This is a genomic window from Streptomyces sp. A1136, from assembly GCF_004795055.1.
GTDB lineage: Bacteria > Actinomycetota > Actinomycetes > Streptomycetales > Streptomycetaceae > Streptomyces.
This window is the reverse complement of sequence record NZ_SSBJ01000015.1, coordinates 41,071-56,777: the sequence shown is the minus strand read 5'-3', so window position 1 is coordinate 56,777 and position 15,707 is coordinate 41,071. Positions and strand designations below refer to the sequence as shown.

Below are 15,707 nucleotides of genomic sequence, written 5' to 3'. Positions count from 1 at the left end.
GCCGGGGACGGGACCTAGCGCCCGCGGAGCTCGCCGAGGACGGCGTCGGTGAACGGGGTCCAGGCCTCCACGGCCCACGGGCCGAAGGCGCGGTCGGTGAGCGCCACGCAGGCCGCGCGCGCGTCCGGGTCCACCCACAGGAAGGTGCCGGACTGGCCGAAGTGCCCGAAGGTGCGCGGCGAGGAGGTGGTGCCCGTCCAGTGCGGGGACTTGCCGTCGCGGATCTCCAGGCCGAGTCCCCAGTCGTTGGGGGACTGGTGCCCGTAGCCCGGCAGGACGCCCTTGAGGCCCGGGTGCACGACGGAGGTGGCCTCGGCGACCGTGCGGACGTCCAGCAGGCGGGGCGCCTGCAGTTCGGCGGCGAAACGCACCAGGTCGCGGACGGTCGAGACGCCGTCCTTGGCGGGGGAGCCCTCCAGCGCGCTCGACGCCATGCCCAGCGGCTCGAACACGGCCTGGTGCAGGTACTCGGCGAAGGGGATGCCGGTGGCCTTGGCGATGTGGTCGCCGAGCACCTCGAAACCCGCGTTGGAGTACAGCCGGCGCTGTCCGGGCGGCCCCATCACACGGTGCTCGTCGAACGCGAGCCCGCTGGTGTGGGCGAGGAGGTGACGGACCGTGGAACCCTGGGGCCCGGCGGGCTCGTCCAGTTCGACCGCGCCCTCCTCGTACGCGACGAGCGCGGCGTACGCGGTGAGCGGCTTGGTGACCGAGGCCAGGGCGAAGCGGTGGTCCACGGGCCCGTGGGCGCCGGCGACGCTCCCGTCGGCGCGCACCACGGCCGCCGCGGCCGTCGGCACCGGCCAGCTCTCGATGGTCCTCAGGGTCTGCAAGGTCTCCGGGCTCTCCATGCGGCCGAGCCTACTTGCTTGGAGTGCACTCCAAGGTTTTAGCGTGGTCGCCATGAGCCTGACGCAGACGCGGTACACGATCAGCGAAGTCGAGGCACGGACCGGTCTGACCCAGCACACCTTGCGCTGGTACGAGCGGATCGGCCTGATGCCGCACGTGGACCGCTCCCACTCGGGGCAGCGCCGGTTCACCGACAAGGACCTCGACTGGCTGGCGTTCGTCGGCAAGCTGCGCACCACCGGGATGTCGGTGGCGGACATGGTGCGGTACGCGGAGCTGGTCCGCGAGGGGGAGCACACCATCGACCAGCGACGGGAACTGCTGGAACGGACGCGCCGGGAGGTGCGGGCGCGGCTCTCGGAGATGAAGGACGCGCTCGCCGTACTGGACTACAAGATCGATCTCTACGCGGGGAAGGCTGTACGGCAATGACGGAGAGCACCATGAAGATCGAGCAGGTAGAACTCGGCAAGGGCGGCCCCCTGGTCGGTGTGCAGGGCCTCGGCTGCATGGGCATGAGCGAGTTCTACGGGGACACGGACGAGACGGCCGCCCGGCAGACCCTGGACGCGGCGCTGGCCGCCGGGGTCACCCTCTTCGACACGGCGGACGTGTACGGGCGCGGGGCGAACGAGGAGTTCCTCGCCCCCTTCGTCGCGGCGCACCGGGACGAGATCACCCTGGCGACCAAGTTCGCCATCGAGCGCACCGACGACCCGCAGTACCGGGGCATCCGCAACGACCCGGCCTACATCCGCCAGGCGGTCGAGGCCAGCCTGCGGCGGCTCGGCACCGATGTGATCGACCTGTACTACATGCACCGGCGGGACCCGGCCGTGCCGTTGGCCGAGTCGGTGGGCGCGATGGCCGATCTCGTGCGGGAGGGCAAGGTGCGCCACCTGGGCCTGAGCGAGGTCACCGGGGCCGAGCTGCGCGAGGCCTACGCCGTGCACCCGATCGCCGCGCTCCAGTCGGAGTGGTCGCTGTTCAGCCGGGACGTGGAGCGCAGCGCGGTCGGCGCGGCGGCGGAGCTGGGGGTGGCGTTCGTGCCGTACTCCCCGCTGGGACGCGGGTTCCTGACGGGCGCGTTCGCGGACGCGGCGGCGGACCTGTCCGAGGGCGACTTCCGCGCCTTCCAGCCGCGGTTCACGGGCGACAACGCGAAGGCGAACGCGGCGCTGCTGGCTCCGGTGCGGGAGATCGCCGCCGCGCACGGGGCGACGCCGGCGCAGATCGCCCTGGCGTGGGTGCAGCAGCGGTCGGCGGTGCACGGGCTGACGGTGGTGCCGATCCCCGGGACCCGCAAGCCCGGGCGGCTCGCGGAGAACACGGCGGCGACGCGGATCACCCTGACGGAGGCGGAGCTGGCGCTGCTGGAGCCGATCGCCGCCCAGGTCGCCGGCGACCGCTACCCGGACATGTCCTCCACCTCGGCGGCCCGCGAAGCCTGACACCCCCCGCGCGGGCGGCTCCGGCTCACCCCGCCCCCCCGGCGGTCGCCTGCGCGTCCTGCCTCACACGCAGGCGGCGCGGACGACTCCCGCCTCGCGGGCGCCGGCGCGGCACATTCGGCTCGCCGACGCAGGCGGCGCGGCGCATGTCGCCTCGTGAGCGTCGCCGCGCAGGTCGAGTCTCGGGCGGCGGCGCGGCACTTTCGGCCTCGCCGGCGTTTGAGGCACGGGGTGTGGGGCGGAGCCCACGGAGCCCGGCGCAGGCGGGGTCGCTCGCGCCACGGCGCCGCACCCGCCGGCCCCGGCTACGCCAGCCGGTCCCGCAGCGCCGAGTACTCGGCGTCCGTGAGCAGCCCCGCGCTGAGCAGTTCCCCCAGGTGGTGGAGCCGGTCCCCGCCGGAGGTCTTCGGCACGGCCGCCGACACCGGCGTACGCCGCTCCCGCACCGCCGCCAACACGGCCGCGGCGAACGGCAGCGACTCGTGCACCGCCCCGTAGCCCACGCCGAACACGGCCGCCGCCAGGTCGTGGTCCGGTCGGGCCTCACCGGCGGCGCCGTCCCGCGGCAGCAGCCGCAGGTGACCCTCCGGCCCCTCCGGGGAGCGCCACACCACCCCCGCCACCTCCGTCAGCGGGTACCGCTGGTCGCCCGCCTTCCACTTCGTGCTGCTGGCTCCGGTGCGCGACCAGTGGAAGGTGACGGCCGTCCCGTCGAACCCGACACGCGCGTCGTACGCCTTCAGGTGCGCGCCCGCCTCGGGCGCGGCGACCAGGAAGCGCTCCGCCGCCGTCGCGGGACCGAGCCGATCCCGTACGGCGTCCGCCAGCGCCTCCGCCCGCGGGGCGGACTCGCCGGACAGCACCAGCCGGTACGGGTCGCAGCTCTCCTTGAGCTGCCCGGCGGCGGCCTCCATCAGCGGATCGGCGCCGGGCCGGGGCACGGCGCGCAACACCACGGTGTCCCGTTTGCCCCCGGTCAGGCTGAGCCCGCAGAGCGCGTCCAGCGGAATCCGGCGCTCCCTGAGGGCGTGCCAGAGCCGTGGCGTCCGCAGCCCCCGCGCGAAACGGATGATCATCGAGTCGGAGTCGAACTCCCAGACAGCATGGTTTCCGGCCAGTACGTCCCCAATGCGCCTCATGGTAAAGGGACGTGCCCCCGCTCGTCCCCCTCACCGCAGAGACGGTTCTGCGGGGCCCGGGGACCCGTCAGTCCCCGGAGAATCCCTGCCGGCACGTGTCGCCCCCGGTCACGCACACAACGGAAGCGAACGCGCCGGTTCCGATCTTCGCGAAGTTGTCCAGCGACGCGGTCCCTGGCTCGAAATAGCCGGTGTGGCTGCGGGCCCCCGCCGAGGACAGCAGCCGCGCCCCGAAGTCCGGCGACACGGGGTCCGCCCCGTGCCCCAGGCCGCCCAGTTCCAGGTGCGGTACGTCCGCGATCCAGTCACCGGAGTCCCGCATCGCCCACACCCGGGCCGCCGTGTGCAGCTCGGCGGCGTTCGACACGCGCATCCCGGGGCTGCCGGCCACCACCACGTCGGTCACCCGCGAGGGCAGTTCATGGGCGGCGACCCCGCACACCACCGACCCGTAGCTGTGGCAGATCAACGCCACGCTGGACTGCCCGGGCAGGGCGGCGGTCAGCGCCCGGAGCCGTACGGAGCCCTCCACCGCGAGCTTCCCGGTGGCGGCGTCCATCCCGACCCCGGTGGGCGCGGTGTACCCGGCCCAGGCGATCACGGCCGTCCGACCGTCCGGCGTTGCCGCCTGCTCGGCCTCGTAGAGGGAGCGGGCCATGCCCGAGGGCGCGGTGAGGCGGCGCTGCGTGCGCTCGAAGGTCAGCAGGTCGGTGTCCACGCCTGGCACGATCACCGACACCCGGCGGGCCTGGTCGAGGTCGCCGAAGACCTCCGCGACGAGTCCGTCGCCGGTGGGATCGAACAGCAGGATCTGCCGCCCCGGTTCGGCGAGCGATTCGAGGCGGTGGGCGCGCCGGAGCGCGGTGGCGCGGTCGGCCGGGGTCAGGGCCACGTCCTTGCTGCGGGCCTCCTCCACGCGCCGGGCCTGGTCCAGAGAGTGCAGGTTGGCCCGGTAGCGGGTGGTGGCGGGCACCCCGTCGAGGTTTCCGACGACGAGGGGGTAGCCGTCCGCGAGCCGGGCCCGCTGGGCGCCGTCGAGCCCGGAGAAGAAGCGCGAGACGGCGGCGGCGGGGGCGTCGGCGGAGGGAAGGGACCGCCCGTCGATGCGGGCCAGCGCCCAGGCGGAGAGGGCGGCCGCCCGTGGGGAGACGCCCGCCTCGGGCCGGTGCACCGAGGTCCAGCCGGTGATCATCAGCATGACGAGGACGACCGCGAGCGCGAGCAGGGTGCGCATTGCGGCGAGAGGCGCTGTGGCGCCGGCGGTGTGGTGGACGGAGCCGGGCAGTTTCACTGGAACCAGCCTAGGAGACCCCTGGAGTCCCTGGCACTCCGGGTGACGGGTCTCACCGCCGATCGCGTCACAGGCAGCCGAGCGCTCACGGTCGGCTACGGATCGCGCCACGCCCACCGCCACCCGCGGTCACGGACCGGTCCCGTCGGGCGGCACCGCGCGGGCCGGGCTCAACGCCAGTCGGAGGCCAGCGCCGGGCCGATCTGGTCGAGGTAGGCCTCCGTCATCCGCCGGATCGCCGCCACGCTGGTGTCGTGCCCCTGGCCCCACAACCGCCCCGTCACCCGCATGACGCCGGAGAAGGCGGCCACCGCCACCCTCGGCCGCGGGTCCGCGTCCACGTCCAGACCCTCGCGGGCGGCGACGAGCCGGGCGATGCGCTCCTCCAGCTCGGTGGAGCGCCGCAGGTGTACGGCGAGCAGCGCCGGGGTCGACTCGATGAGCTGGTAGCCGCGCATGTAGAGGTCGACCGGCACCACGTCGGAGATCGCCTCGTCGACGGTGTCCCAGGCGACGAGCACCGCGTTCCGCATGGCCGTGAGCGGCCCCTCGGCGGCCGGCCGCGCCCGCAGCGCCGCCACGAAGTGCGATTCGACCAGGTCCTGGACGGCGAAGGCGACCTCTTCCTTGTTGGCGAAGTAGCGGAAGAAGGTGCGCTGGGAGACATCGACGGCGTCGGTGATCTCGTCGACCGTCGTCTTGTCGTACCCCTGCGAGAGGAAGAGGAGGAGCGCCGCGCGCAGCAGCGCGTCCCTGGTGCGCCGCTTCTTGCGTTCGCGCAGTCCGGCCGCCGGGACGCTCGGCGCGGGCCGTTGCTCGGTCATCACCGCCTGTCCCCTTCCGGTGTGCTGCCGTCGGTCCGTTCGACGCTGAGTGAGGGTACCTGTGACGCACCTGACAGCGACTGTCCTGTTAAGCCGTCTGTGAAGTGTCAGTCGCTGTCACTAGCGTGTTCGCATGACTGGTCAGATCACCGCCGACGGTCGGGTGAACCTGGAGAAATCCGGTCCGGCGCCGTCGGGTTCAGGACTGCGCGGCCATCCGTGGCTCACCCTCTTCGCCGTCGCGGTCGGCGTCATGATGGTGGCCCTGGACGGCACGATCGTCGCGGTCGCCAACCCCGCCATCCAAAAGGACCTGGGCGCCAGCCTCGCCGAGGTGCAGTGGATCACCAACGGCTACCTCCTGGCCCTCGCCGTCTCCCTCGTCACCGCGGGCAAGCTCGGTGACCGCTTCGGCCACCGGCAGACATTCCTCGTGGGCGTCGCCGGCTTCGGGCTCTCCTCGGCCGTCATCGGCCTGTCCGGTGGCGTCGAACCAGTCATCGGCTTCCGTGTGGCCCAGGGACTCTTCGGCGCACTGCTGATGCCCGCCGCGCTCGGTCTGCTGCGTGCCACCTTCCCCGCCGAGAAGCTGAACATGGCCATCGGCATCTGGGGCATGGTCATCGGCGCCTCGACCGCCGCCGGGCCCATCGTCGGCGGCCTGCTGGTGGAGCACGTCAGTTGGCAGTCCGTCTTCTTCATCAACGTGCCCGTCGGGATCGTCGCCCTCGTATTCGGGCTGTTCATCCTGCTCGACCACCGGGCCGAGAACGCCCCGCGCTCCTTCGACCTGCTGGGCGTCCTGTTGCTGTCCGGCGCGATGTTCTCGCTGGTCTGGGCCCTGATCAAGGCCGCCGAGTGGGGCTGGGGCGACACCAAGACCCTGGTGTTCCTCGGTGCCTCGCTGGTCTGCTTCGGGCTCTTCGCCCTCTGGGAGGGCAAGGTCGCCGAACCGCTCGTCCCGCTGGGGATGTTCCGGTCGCTGCCGCTTTCCGCCGGCGTCGTGCTGATGGTCCTGATGGCCTTCGCGTTCATGGGCGGCCTGTTCTTCGTCACGTTCTACCTCCAGAACGTCCACGGCATGAGGCCCGTCGACAGCGGCCTGCACCTGCTGCCGCTCACCGGGATGATGATCGTCGGCTCCCCCCTCGCGGGCGCCGCGATCACCCGGATCGGTCCGCGGATACCGCTGGTCGCGGGCATGGTCGCCACCGCCGTGGCCTGCTTCGGGATGGCTCGGCTGCCCCCGGGCACCGGCACCCCCGTCATGTCGCTCTGGTTCGCCCTCCTCGGCCTCGGTCTGGCTCCCGTCATGGTCGGCGCCACCGAGGTCATCGTCGGCAACGCACCGCTGGAGCTGTCCGGGGTGGCCGGCGGGCTCCAGCAGGCCGCCATGCAGGTCGGCGGCAGCCTGGGCACCGCGGTGCTCGGCGCCGTCATGGCGGGCACCGTCCGTGACTCGTTCGGGGACAACTGGCGGGCCGCGGGGTTGCCGCCGCTCACCCCCGAGCAGCTCGACCTCGCCGAGAGGGGCGTGCAGGTCGGCATCGCGCCCGTCCCGCCGGGCGTCCCCCAGCAGGTCGCGCGGACGATCACCACCGTCGCGCACGACACCTTCGTCTCGGGCATGAGCACCGCCTTCTGCGTCGCGGGCGTGGTCGCGGTGCTCGCCGCCATCGTGGCCGGCTTCACCAAACGGGGGGAGAACGCCGACGCGGGGGCGGGCGCGGCCCACGTCTGAGCGGGCCGGTCGCCGGCCGCGCGGCGTCAATCCCATACGCGCGACAGCCCCGCCGGACGGTTCCGGCGGGGCTGTCGCCTATCAGGGTGGAGCCGGCCGCAGCCCCTTCCGTACGCACGTCACCGCAGGTCAGCGTGGGGTCATCGGAGCCCCGGAAACGGTCCGGGGCCCGTCCGTCAACAAGGAGTTGACCCGTCATGCGTACGAGTTACCCCGCGCGCCCCGGCACGTTGTCCGCGCGCCCCAGCACCTTCCTCGCCGCCGTCGCCCTGGCCGCGGCGGCCCTCGTCCCCGGAGCAGCGGGCCCCGCGCACGCCGCCGGACCACCGACGCTCGGCGCCTGCGCCACCGGGCAGCTCTGCCTGTGGGCGAAGCCGGACTTCAAGGGCGCCCGGCAGACCTACGAGCTCAGCACCCTCGACATCAACAGTTGCACCGCGCTGCCCGCCAAGGCCACCGCCCAGGCGCTCACCAACCGGACGGGACGCCCGGTGACCACCTACCAGTCGGCGGAGTGCCAGGAGACGGGCGAGTTCCAGACCTATCCCGGTGACGGGGTCTGGCTCCCGCAGTCGCCGTACCAGGTCCGCGCGTTCAAGGTCTGGGAGCGCTGACCGGCGCGGCGGACAAGGAGCGGTCGTCCACCGGTTCGTCCGCCGGCTCGACCGCCGCCGCGTCCACCGCCTCGTCCCCCGCCCCGACCGGGGCCCCGGCGCGGTCCTCCCGTGCCGGGGCGCCGTCCGGCCGCGGTCCCGGCCCCGCCGCGCCGCCGAGCCGGGCGACCTCGGCGCGCAGCGCCCGTACCTCCCGCGCCAGTTCGGCGATCGCGGCGGTCTGCGCCCGCTCCACCTGGTCGTCGCGCTCGAACCGGGAGATGAACCAGGCGGCGATGTTGGCGGTGACCACACCCAGCAGCGCGATCCCCGACAGCATCAGCCCGACCGCCAGCAGCCGCCCCAGCCCGGTGGTGGGGGAGTGGTCCCCGTACCCGACCGTCGTCATGGTGGTCACCGACCACCACAGGGCGTCCCCCAGGCTCTTGATGTTCCCGCCGGGCGCGTCCCGCTCCACGCTCAGCACCGCCAGCGAGCCGAACATCAGCAGCCCCACCACCGCGCCCGCCACGTACGTGGTGAGCCGGATCTGCGGCGCCATCCGGGCCCGCCGGCCCACCAGCAGCAGCGTCGACACCAGTCGCAGCAGCCGCAGCGGCTGGATCATCGGCACCAGCACCGCCGCCAGGTCCAGCCAGTGCCCCCGTACGAACGCCTTCCGAGACGGGGACAGGGTCAGCCGGACCACGTAGTCGGCGGCGAAGGCGGCCCAGACCACCCACTCGGCGTGCGTGCACGCCCGGTGCACCGCAGGACTCGCGTCCGGCGCCACGATCGGCACGGCATACGCGACGGCGAACGCCACGGCGAGCACGAGCAGCGGGGTCTGGCTCCGCCGCTCCCACCGGGCCTGGCGGGAGGGTTCCTTCATGTCAGCATGGTAAAGAACGGGTAAGGGGCGTTGGGACAACTGTCCCAACGCCCCTTCGGAAGAGTGACCGCTACGCGTCCCCGCCCGCCGCACCCGGGTCGGCCGCCGCGACGTCCAGCAACTGGTACCGGTCGATCGCCTGCTTCAGCACCGAGCGGTCGATCCGACCCGCCTTGGCGAGCTCGGTCAGCACGGCCAGGACCACCGACTGCGCGTCGATGTGGAAGAACCGGCGGGCCGCGCCACGGGTGTCCGCGAAACCGAACCCGTCGGCGCCCAGCGAGGTGTACGGGCCCGGCACCCAGCGCGAGATCTGGTCCGGCACCGACCGCATCCAGTCCGAGACCGCCACGAACGGCCCCTCGGAGCCCGAGAGCTTGCGCGTCACGTACGGGACGCGCTGCTCCTCCTCCGGGTGGAGCAGGTTGTGCTCCTCCACCTCCACGGCCTCGCGGCGCAGCTCGTTCCAGGAGGTCGCCGACCAGACGTCCGCCTTCACGTTCCACTCCGCCGCCAGGAGCCGCTGGGCCTCCAACGCCCACGGCACGGCCACGCCGGAGGCCATGATCTGCGCCCCGACACTGCCCTCGGTGCCCGCCGACACGCGGTGGATGCCCTTGAGGATGCCGTCGACGTCGACGTCGGCCGGCTCGGCCGGGTGCTGGATCGGCTCGTTGTAGACGGTCAGGTAGTAGAAGACGTCCTCCGAGTCGGGGCCGTACATGCGCCGCAGACCGTCCTGGACGATGTGCGCGATCTCGTACCCGTACGCCGGGTCGTAGGCCACGCAGCCCGGGTTGGTCGACGCCAGCAGTTGGGAGTGACCGTCGGCGTGCTGGAGGCCCTCACCCGTGAGGGTGGTCCGCCCGGCCGTCGCGCCGAGGACGAAACCACGCGCGAGCTGGTCGGCCATCTGCCAGAACTGGTCACCGGTGCGTTGGAAACCGAACATCGAGTAGAAGACGTAGACCGGGATCAGCGGCTCGCCGTGCGTCGCGTACGCCGAACCCGCCGCGATCAGCGAGGCCGTGCAGCCGGCCTCCGAGATGCCGTCGTGCAGCATCTGGCCCGTCGGCGACTCCTTGTACGCGAGCAGCAGCTCACGGTCGACCGCCTCGTACTGCTGCCCCAGCGGGTTGTAGATCTTGGCGCTCGGGAAGAAGGCGTCCATACCGAAGGTGCGGTACTCGTCGGGCGCGATCAGCACGAACCGCTTGCCGATCTCCTTGTCCCGCATCAGGTCCTTCAGGATGCGCACGAAGGCCATCGTGGTCGCGATCGACTGGTGGCCCGAGCCCTTCTTGGCCGTCGCGTAGGCCGTGTCGTCGGGCAGCGCCAGCGGCTTCGCGCGCACCACCCGGGTCGGCACGTAACCGCCGTGGGCGCTGCGCTGGTCGTGCATGTACTGGATCTCGGGGGAGTTGCGGCCCGGGTGGTAGTACGGCGGGGCGCCGTTCTCCAGCTGCGCGTCCGTGATCGGGATGTGCAGGCGGTCGCGGAAGCGCTTGAGGTCGTCGACCGTCAGCTTCTTCATCTGGTGCGTCGCGTTGCGGCCCTCGAAGTTCGGGCCGAGCGTCCACCCCTTGACCGTCTGGGCCAGGATGACCGTCGGCTGGCCCTTGTGGGCCTTGGCCGCCGCGTAGGCCGCGTAGACCTTCTTGTGGTCGTGGCCGCCGCGCCCGAGGTGCTGGATCTGCTGGTCGGTCATGTTCTCGACCATCGCGCGCAGTCGCTGGTCGCCGCCGAAGAAGTGCTCGCGGATGTACGCGCCCGACTCGGTGGCGTACGTCTGGAACTGCCCGTCGGGGGTCGAGTTCATCTTGTTGACCAGGATGCCGTCGCGGTCCTGGGCCAGCAGCGGGTCCCAGGACCGGTCCCAGATGAGCTTGATGACGTTCCAGCCGGCGCCGCGGAAGATCGACTCCAGCTCCTGGATGATCTTCCCGTTGCCGCGGACCGGGCCGTCGAGGCGCTGGAGGTTGCAGTTGACGACGAACGTCAGATTGTCCAGACCCTCACGCGCGGCGATGGACAACTGGCCGAGGGACTCCGGCTCGTCCATCTCGCCGTCACCGAGATACGCCCAAACGTGGGACTTGGAGGTGTCCGCGATCCCGCGCGCCTCCATGTACCGGTTCATCCGCGCCTGGTAGATCGCACCGAGCGGACCGAGGCCCATCGAGACGGTCGGGAACTCCCAGAAGTCGGGCATCAGCCGCGGGTGCGGGTAGCTCGACAGGCCGTACGGGGCCTTCGACTTCTCCTGCCGGAACGCGTCGAGCTGCTGCTCGGAGAGCCGGTCCAGCAGATAGGCGCGGGCGTAGATACCGGGGGAGGCGTGGCCCTGGAAGAAGATCTGGTCGCCGCCGTCGCCCTCGTCCTTCCCGCGGAAGAAGTGGTTGAAGCCCACGTCGTAGAGGGAGGCGGAGGAGGCGAAGGTCGCGATGTGCCCGCCGACGCCGATCCCCGGGCGCTGCGCGCGGGAGACCATGACGGCCGCGTTCCACCGGGTCGCGTTCAGGACCTTGCGCTCGATCTCCTCGTTGCCGGGGAAGAAGGGCTCGTCCTTGGTCGCGATCGTGTTGACGTAGTCCGTGCTGCGCATCTCGGGCACGGCCACGCGCTTCTCGCGCGCCCGCTCGATCAGGCGCAACATGAGATAGCGGGCGCGTTCACGGCCGCGTTCGTCGACAGCCGCGTCCAGGGAGTCGAGCCACTCCCGCGTCTCTTCCGGATCGAAGTCCGGGACCTGGCTCGGCAGGCCGCCAATAATGATCGGATTGCGATCGGATGCGGAAGCCACGCTGTTCCTTCGCTGTCGGGGGAGTCGTGCCTTGGGTCGCCGCCTCCCATGGTCTTACGCTCTGCCGAAATCTTCACCTCTACCACTGGGTAACCCCTGGAAAGTCCGGGCACCGTCGGTGGAGCGGGCGCGAGTTCGGCAGAGCGGGTCCGGCCGGACCGCCACCCTACGCCCACGTCGATCAACGCTTTCGCAAAGCCGTTCGTCCCTCAAACAGGTGGGAAGTCCCAACCGATGCCGAATGCGCCGGAATGGTGTGGGATGAATCACCACAGGCCCGTACGGGCAGGCTCAAAGTTGCGGCGAGACGGCCGCAATCGTCACCGTTTCGACGGTCTCGGCGGCCGGGTACTTGCGCGATCCGCCGCGCCCGTGTGGACTACGCCCAATGCTGCGCGTACGCGCGCCGCCGAAAGACATTCACCGAACATGAGCAGGAGGCACCCCGTGAGCGCGACCGCGGACCACGCGGAGAGCCTGGCCGCCCGGCTGGGTTTCCAGTCCGAACAGGTGGTCCAGGAGATCGGCTACGACGACGACGTCGATCAGGAATTCCGTGACGCCGTCGAGAAGCTCGTCAGCGAGCTCGCCGACGAGGACTACGACGACGTCGCCGACGCGGTGCTGTTGTGGTTCCGCGACGAGGACGGCGATCTGACGGACGCCCTGGTCGATGCGACCGAGCTGGTCGAGGACGGCGCACTGATCCTGCTGCTGACCCCCAAGACGGGCCGTGACGGCTACGTCGAGGCCAGCGACATCAGCGAGGCCGCCGAGACGGCCGGCCTCTCGCTTGCCAAGGGCCTGCCCGTCGGCAAGGAGTGGACCTCCACCAAGCTGGTGACGCCGAAGGCCGCCAAGGCCAAGCGCTGAACCGCGCCCCGCAGCCGAGCGGACGCACCCCGCCGACCGGAATCACCCCGGTCGGCGGGGTGCACGCTTTCCGGCGGCGCACGCGCGTTCCCCTCCCTGAGGCAATACCCCATAGGCTGGCCGCACCCGAACAGCGCAACGCAGGCATGCAGAACGAAGGGATGCGAGAGATGGCGATCGAGGTCGGCAGCAAGGCCCCGGACTTCGAGCTCAAGGACAACCACGGCGCCACCGTGCGGCTGTCCGACTTCCGGGGGGAAAAGGCCGTCGTGCTGCTCTTCTACCCGTTCGCCTTCACCGGCGTCTGCACCGGCGAGTTGTGCGAGCTGCGCGACCAGCTCCCCCGCTTCCAGAACGACGAGGTCCAGCTCCTCGCCGTCTCCAACGACTCGGTGCCGACCCTGAGGGTCTTCGGCGAGCAGGAGAACCTGGACTACCCGCTGCTCTCCGACTTCTGGCCGCACGGCGAGACCTCCCGCGCCTACGGCGTCTTCGACGAGGACAAGGGCTGCGCGGTCCGCGGCACCTTCATCATCGACAAGGACGGCGTCGTGCGCTGGACCGTCGTCAACGGGCTGCCCGACGCGCGAGACCTGAACGAGTACATCAAGGCACTCGACAGCCTCTGACGAGCCCGTGACGCGTACGCCGTCCGATCCGCGGGAAATTCGGTGACGGGCGGGAACCCGTCACTAGGATCGAGACGTTGATCGGACAGCACACGCACGAAGGGGCGCAGCCCCACATCGAACCCAAATGGAGGACCCGTGGGAGTCAGCCTCAGCAAGGGCGGCAACGTCTCGCTGACCAAGGCCGCGCCTAACCTGACGGCGGTCATCGTCGGTCTGGGCTGGGACGCTCGCACCACCACCGGTGTCGACTTCGACCTCGACGCCAGCGCGATCCTGACCAACGACCAGGGCAAGGTCGCCAACGACTCGAACTTCGTGTTCTTCAACAACCTGAAGAGCCCGGACGGCTCGGTCGAGCACACCGGTGACAACACCACCGGTGAGGGCGAGGGCGACGACGAGGCCATCAAGGTCAACCTGTCCGGCGTCCCGGCCGATGTACACAAGATCGTCTTCCCGGTCTCGATCTACGAGGCCGAGACCCGCCAGCAGAGCTTCGGCCAGGTGCGCAACGCCTACATCCGCGTGGTGAACCAGGCCGACAACAGCGAGCTCGCCCGTTACGACCTCTCCGAGGACGCCTCGACCGAGACCGCCATGGTCTTCGGTGAGCTGTACCGCAACGGCGCGGAGTGGAAGTTCCGCGCGATCGGCCAGGGGTACGCCTCCGGCCTGCGCGGCATCGCCCAGGACTTCGGCGTCAACGTCTGAGTCCTGGCCTCAGCCAGCCGGCTGTGACCCACAGCCGCTTCCTGTCCGGCGCCGTGCACTGTGTGTACGGCGCCGGACCGGCTTTACCGGCCCCACCGGAACCCCCGGTTCAGCCGGCAGCGCAACCCGCCCCACCGCAGCACCCAGCACCACCATCACCACGTCGTCCGGGGAGGACCACAACATGGGCGTCACACTCGCCAAGGGGGGCAACGTCTCCCTGTCCAAGGCCGCACCGAACCTCACCCGGGTCCTGGTCGGTCTCGGATGGGACGCGCGCTCGACCACGGGCGCCGACTTCGACCTCGACGCCAGCGCTCTGCTGTGCCGCGACGGCCGGGTGCTCGGCGATTCGTACTTCGTCTTCTACAACAACCTCAAGAGCCCCGAGGGCTCCGTCGAACACACGGGGGACAACCTCACCGGCGAGGGCGAGGGCGACGACGAGTCGATCATCATCGACCTCACCAAGGTCCCGGTGGAGGTCGACAAGATCGTCTTTCCCGTCTCCATCCACGAGGCGGAGGCCCGGCGGCAGAGCTTCGGCCAGGTCAGCAACGCGTTCATCCGCGTCGTCAACCAGGCCGACGGCCAGGAGCTCGCCCGCTACGACCTCACCGAGGACGCCTCCAGCGAAACCGCGATGATCTTCGGAGAGGTCTACCGGTACGGAGGCGAATGGAAGTTCAGGGCGGTGGGACAGGGGTACGCGTCGGGGCTGCGGGGCATCGCTCTAGACTTCGGGGTCAACGTTTCGTAAAGCCGTACAAGACGATGGGGTGCCAGTGGTTCTCAAAACCTTCGGCTGGTCGTTCGCAATCACTGCGCTCGGTCTGGCCGCAGCGGTGTTCTACGGGGGGTGGACCGCTTTTGGGATCGTGGCGATCCTGTCGATCCTCGAAATCTCGCTGTCCTTCGACAACGCGGTGGTCAACGCCGGAATCCTGAAGAAGATGAATGCCTTCTGGCAGAAGATCTTCCTCACGGTCGGCGTCCTGATCGCGGTCTTCGGCATGCGGCTGGTGTTCCCCGTCGTCATCGTCGCGATCACCGCCTCGTTGGGGCCGATCGAAGCCGTCAATCTGGCATTGACCGACAAGGACCGCTACCAGCAGCTGGTCACGGACGCCCACCCGGCGATCGCGGCCTTCGGCGGCATGTTCCTGCTGATGATCTTCCTGGACTTCATCTTCGAGGACCGGGACATCAAGTGGCTCGCCTGGCTGGAGCGTCCGCTGGCCAAGCTCGGCAAGATCGACATGCTCTCGGCGTGCATCGCCCTGATCGCCCTCGTCATCACCTCGGCCACCTTCGCGACCCAGGCTCACCAGCACGGCGGCGCCCACGTCGACAAGGCGCAGACCGTCCTGGTGGCCGGCATCGCCGGCCTGATCACCTACATGATCGTCGGCGGGCTCTCCGGCTACTTCGAGAACAAGCTCGAAGAGGACGAGGAAGCCGAGCAAGAGGCCGAGGAAGAAGCGAGGAAGAGCGGCAACCCCGTCTCCGCGGTCGTCATGGCCGGCAAGGCCGCGTTCTTCATGTTCCTGTACCTCGAAGTCCTCGACGCCTCGTTCTCCTTCGACGGGGTCATCGGCGCCTTCGCCATCACCAACGACATCGTGCTCATGGCCCTCGGCCTCGGCATCGGTGCCATGTACGTCCGGTCGCTGACGGTCTACCTGGTCCGCCAGGGCACCCTCGACGACTACGTGTACCTGGAGCACGGCGCGCACTACGCCATCGGCGCGCTCGCCGTGATCCTGCTCGTCACCATCCAGTACGAGATCAACGAGGTCATCACCGGCCTCGTCGGCGTCGTGCTCATCGCCTGGTCCTTCTGGTCCTCCGTGCGCCGCAACAAGCGCCTGGCGGAAGTGGAAGGGGTTCCCGTCGAGGCATGAG

At 70.6% G+C, this 15,707-nt stretch carries 15 protein-coding genes; 9 read left to right on the top strand and 6 right to left on the bottom strand.

What is annotated here, in order from left to right; all coding sequences use genetic code 11:
- Positions 1-14: 14 nt before the first annotated feature.
- On the bottom strand, positions 15-833 hold the full coding sequence (locus E6R62_RS16480) for a serine hydrolase (protein ID WP_136214315.1): 819 nt from the start codon (positions 831-833) through the stop codon (positions 15-17).
- Positions 834-903: 70 nt separating this feature from the next.
- Between E6R62_RS16480 and E6R62_RS16475 the strand changes: the two genes are divergently transcribed.
- Both E6R62_RS16475 and E6R62_RS16470 read left to right on the top strand, forming a co-directional pair.
- On the top strand, positions 904-1,284 hold the full coding sequence (locus E6R62_RS16475) for a MerR family transcriptional regulator (protein WP_240801710.1): 381 nt from the start codon (positions 904-906) through the stop codon (positions 1,282-1,284).
- Positions 1,281-2,303: an aldo/keto reductase gene (locus tag E6R62_RS16470; protein ID WP_136214186.1), complete on the top strand. Its 1,023-nt coding sequence runs from the start codon at positions 1,281-1,283 to the stop codon at positions 2,301-2,303. The genes E6R62_RS16475 and E6R62_RS16470 overlap by 4 nt, the downstream gene beginning before the upstream one ends.
- Positions 2,304-2,608: 305 nt before the next feature.
- On the opposite strand, the gene E6R62_RS16465 is transcribed toward E6R62_RS16470, so the two are convergent.
- From E6R62_RS16465 to E6R62_RS16455, 3 genes are all read right to left on the bottom strand, one after another.
- Positions 2,609-3,442 (bottom strand): DUF4429 domain-containing protein, encoded by an 834-nt coding sequence (locus E6R62_RS16465; RefSeq protein WP_206308742.1) that lies wholly within the window; start codon positions 3,440-3,442, stop codon positions 2,609-2,611.
- A gap of 67 nt (positions 3,443-3,509) precedes the next feature.
- Positions 3,510-4,676 carry an alpha/beta hydrolase gene (locus E6R62_RS16460; RefSeq protein ID WP_136214313.1) on the bottom strand — a complete coding sequence of 389 codons (1,167 nt, stop codon included), beginning with the start codon at positions 4,674-4,676 and terminating at the stop codon, positions 3,510-3,512.
- Positions 4,677-4,903: 227 nt separating this feature from the next.
- Positions 4,904-5,557 carry a TetR/AcrR family transcriptional regulator gene (locus tag E6R62_RS16455; protein WP_136214185.1) on the bottom strand — a complete coding sequence of 218 codons (654 nt, stop codon included), beginning with the start codon at positions 5,555-5,557 and terminating at the stop codon, positions 4,904-4,906.
- Between the two features lie 133 nt (positions 5,558-5,690).
- Between E6R62_RS16455 and E6R62_RS16450 the strand changes: the two genes are divergently transcribed.
- Both E6R62_RS16450 and E6R62_RS16445 read left to right on the top strand, forming a co-directional pair.
- Positions 5,691-7,298, top strand: a complete 1,608-nt coding sequence (locus E6R62_RS16450) for an MFS transporter (RefSeq protein WP_136214184.1) — start codon at positions 5,691-5,693, stop codon at positions 7,296-7,298.
- 197 nt (positions 7,299-7,495) lie between these two features.
- Positions 7,496-7,912, top strand: coding sequence for a peptidase inhibitor family I36 protein (locus E6R62_RS16445; RefSeq protein WP_136214183.1), 417 nt, complete (start codon positions 7,496-7,498; stop codon positions 7,910-7,912).
- On the opposite strand, the gene E6R62_RS16440 is transcribed toward E6R62_RS16445, so the two are convergent.
- Together E6R62_RS16440 and aceE are read right to left on the bottom strand one after the other, a co-directional pair.
- Positions 7,893-8,783, bottom strand: a complete 891-nt coding sequence (locus tag E6R62_RS16440; protein WP_136214182.1) for a potassium channel family protein — start codon at positions 8,781-8,783, stop codon at positions 7,893-7,895. The two genes, E6R62_RS16445 and E6R62_RS16440, sit on opposite strands and share 20 nt — an antisense overlap.
- A gap of 70 nt (positions 8,784-8,853) precedes the next feature.
- Positions 8,854-11,586 (bottom strand): pyruvate dehydrogenase (acetyl-transferring), homodimeric type, encoded by a 2,733-nt coding sequence (aceE, locus tag E6R62_RS16435; RefSeq protein WP_136214181.1) that lies wholly within the window; start codon positions 11,584-11,586, stop codon positions 8,854-8,856.
- 447 nt (positions 11,587-12,033) lie between these two features.
- Here aceE and E6R62_RS16425 point away from each other — a divergent pair, with 447 nt between their 5' ends.
- The 5 genes from E6R62_RS16425 to E6R62_RS16405 all read left to right on the top strand — a co-directional run bounded on the left by E6R62_RS16425 (position 12,034) and on the right by E6R62_RS16405 (position 15,706).
- The gene (locus E6R62_RS16425) at positions 12,034-12,459 is read left to right on the top strand and encodes a DUF3052 domain-containing protein (RefSeq protein ID WP_030009300.1); all 426 of its coding nucleotides are present in this window, start codon (positions 12,034-12,036) and stop codon (positions 12,457-12,459) included.
- Between the two features lie 170 nt (positions 12,460-12,629).
- The gene (locus tag E6R62_RS16420; protein WP_136214180.1) at positions 12,630-13,088 is read left to right on the top strand and encodes a peroxiredoxin; all 459 of its coding nucleotides are present in this window, start codon (positions 12,630-12,632) and stop codon (positions 13,086-13,088) included.
- 138 nt (positions 13,089-13,226) lie between these two features.
- The gene (locus E6R62_RS16415) at positions 13,227-13,802 is read left to right on the top strand and encodes a TerD family protein (RefSeq protein WP_136214179.1); all 576 of its coding nucleotides are present in this window, start codon (positions 13,227-13,229) and stop codon (positions 13,800-13,802) included.
- Positions 13,803-13,986: 184 nt separating this feature from the next.
- Complete coding sequence (locus E6R62_RS16410; RefSeq protein WP_136214178.1) at positions 13,987-14,562, top strand: TerD family protein; 576 nt, start codon at positions 13,987-13,989, stop codon at positions 14,560-14,562.
- A 25-nt stretch (positions 14,563-14,587) separates the two neighbouring features.
- Entirely contained in the window at positions 14,588-15,706 is a 1,119-nt protein-coding gene (locus E6R62_RS16405; RefSeq protein WP_136214177.1) for a DUF475 domain-containing protein, read from the top strand.
- The last annotated feature ends 1 nt before the right edge of the window (position 15,707 follow it).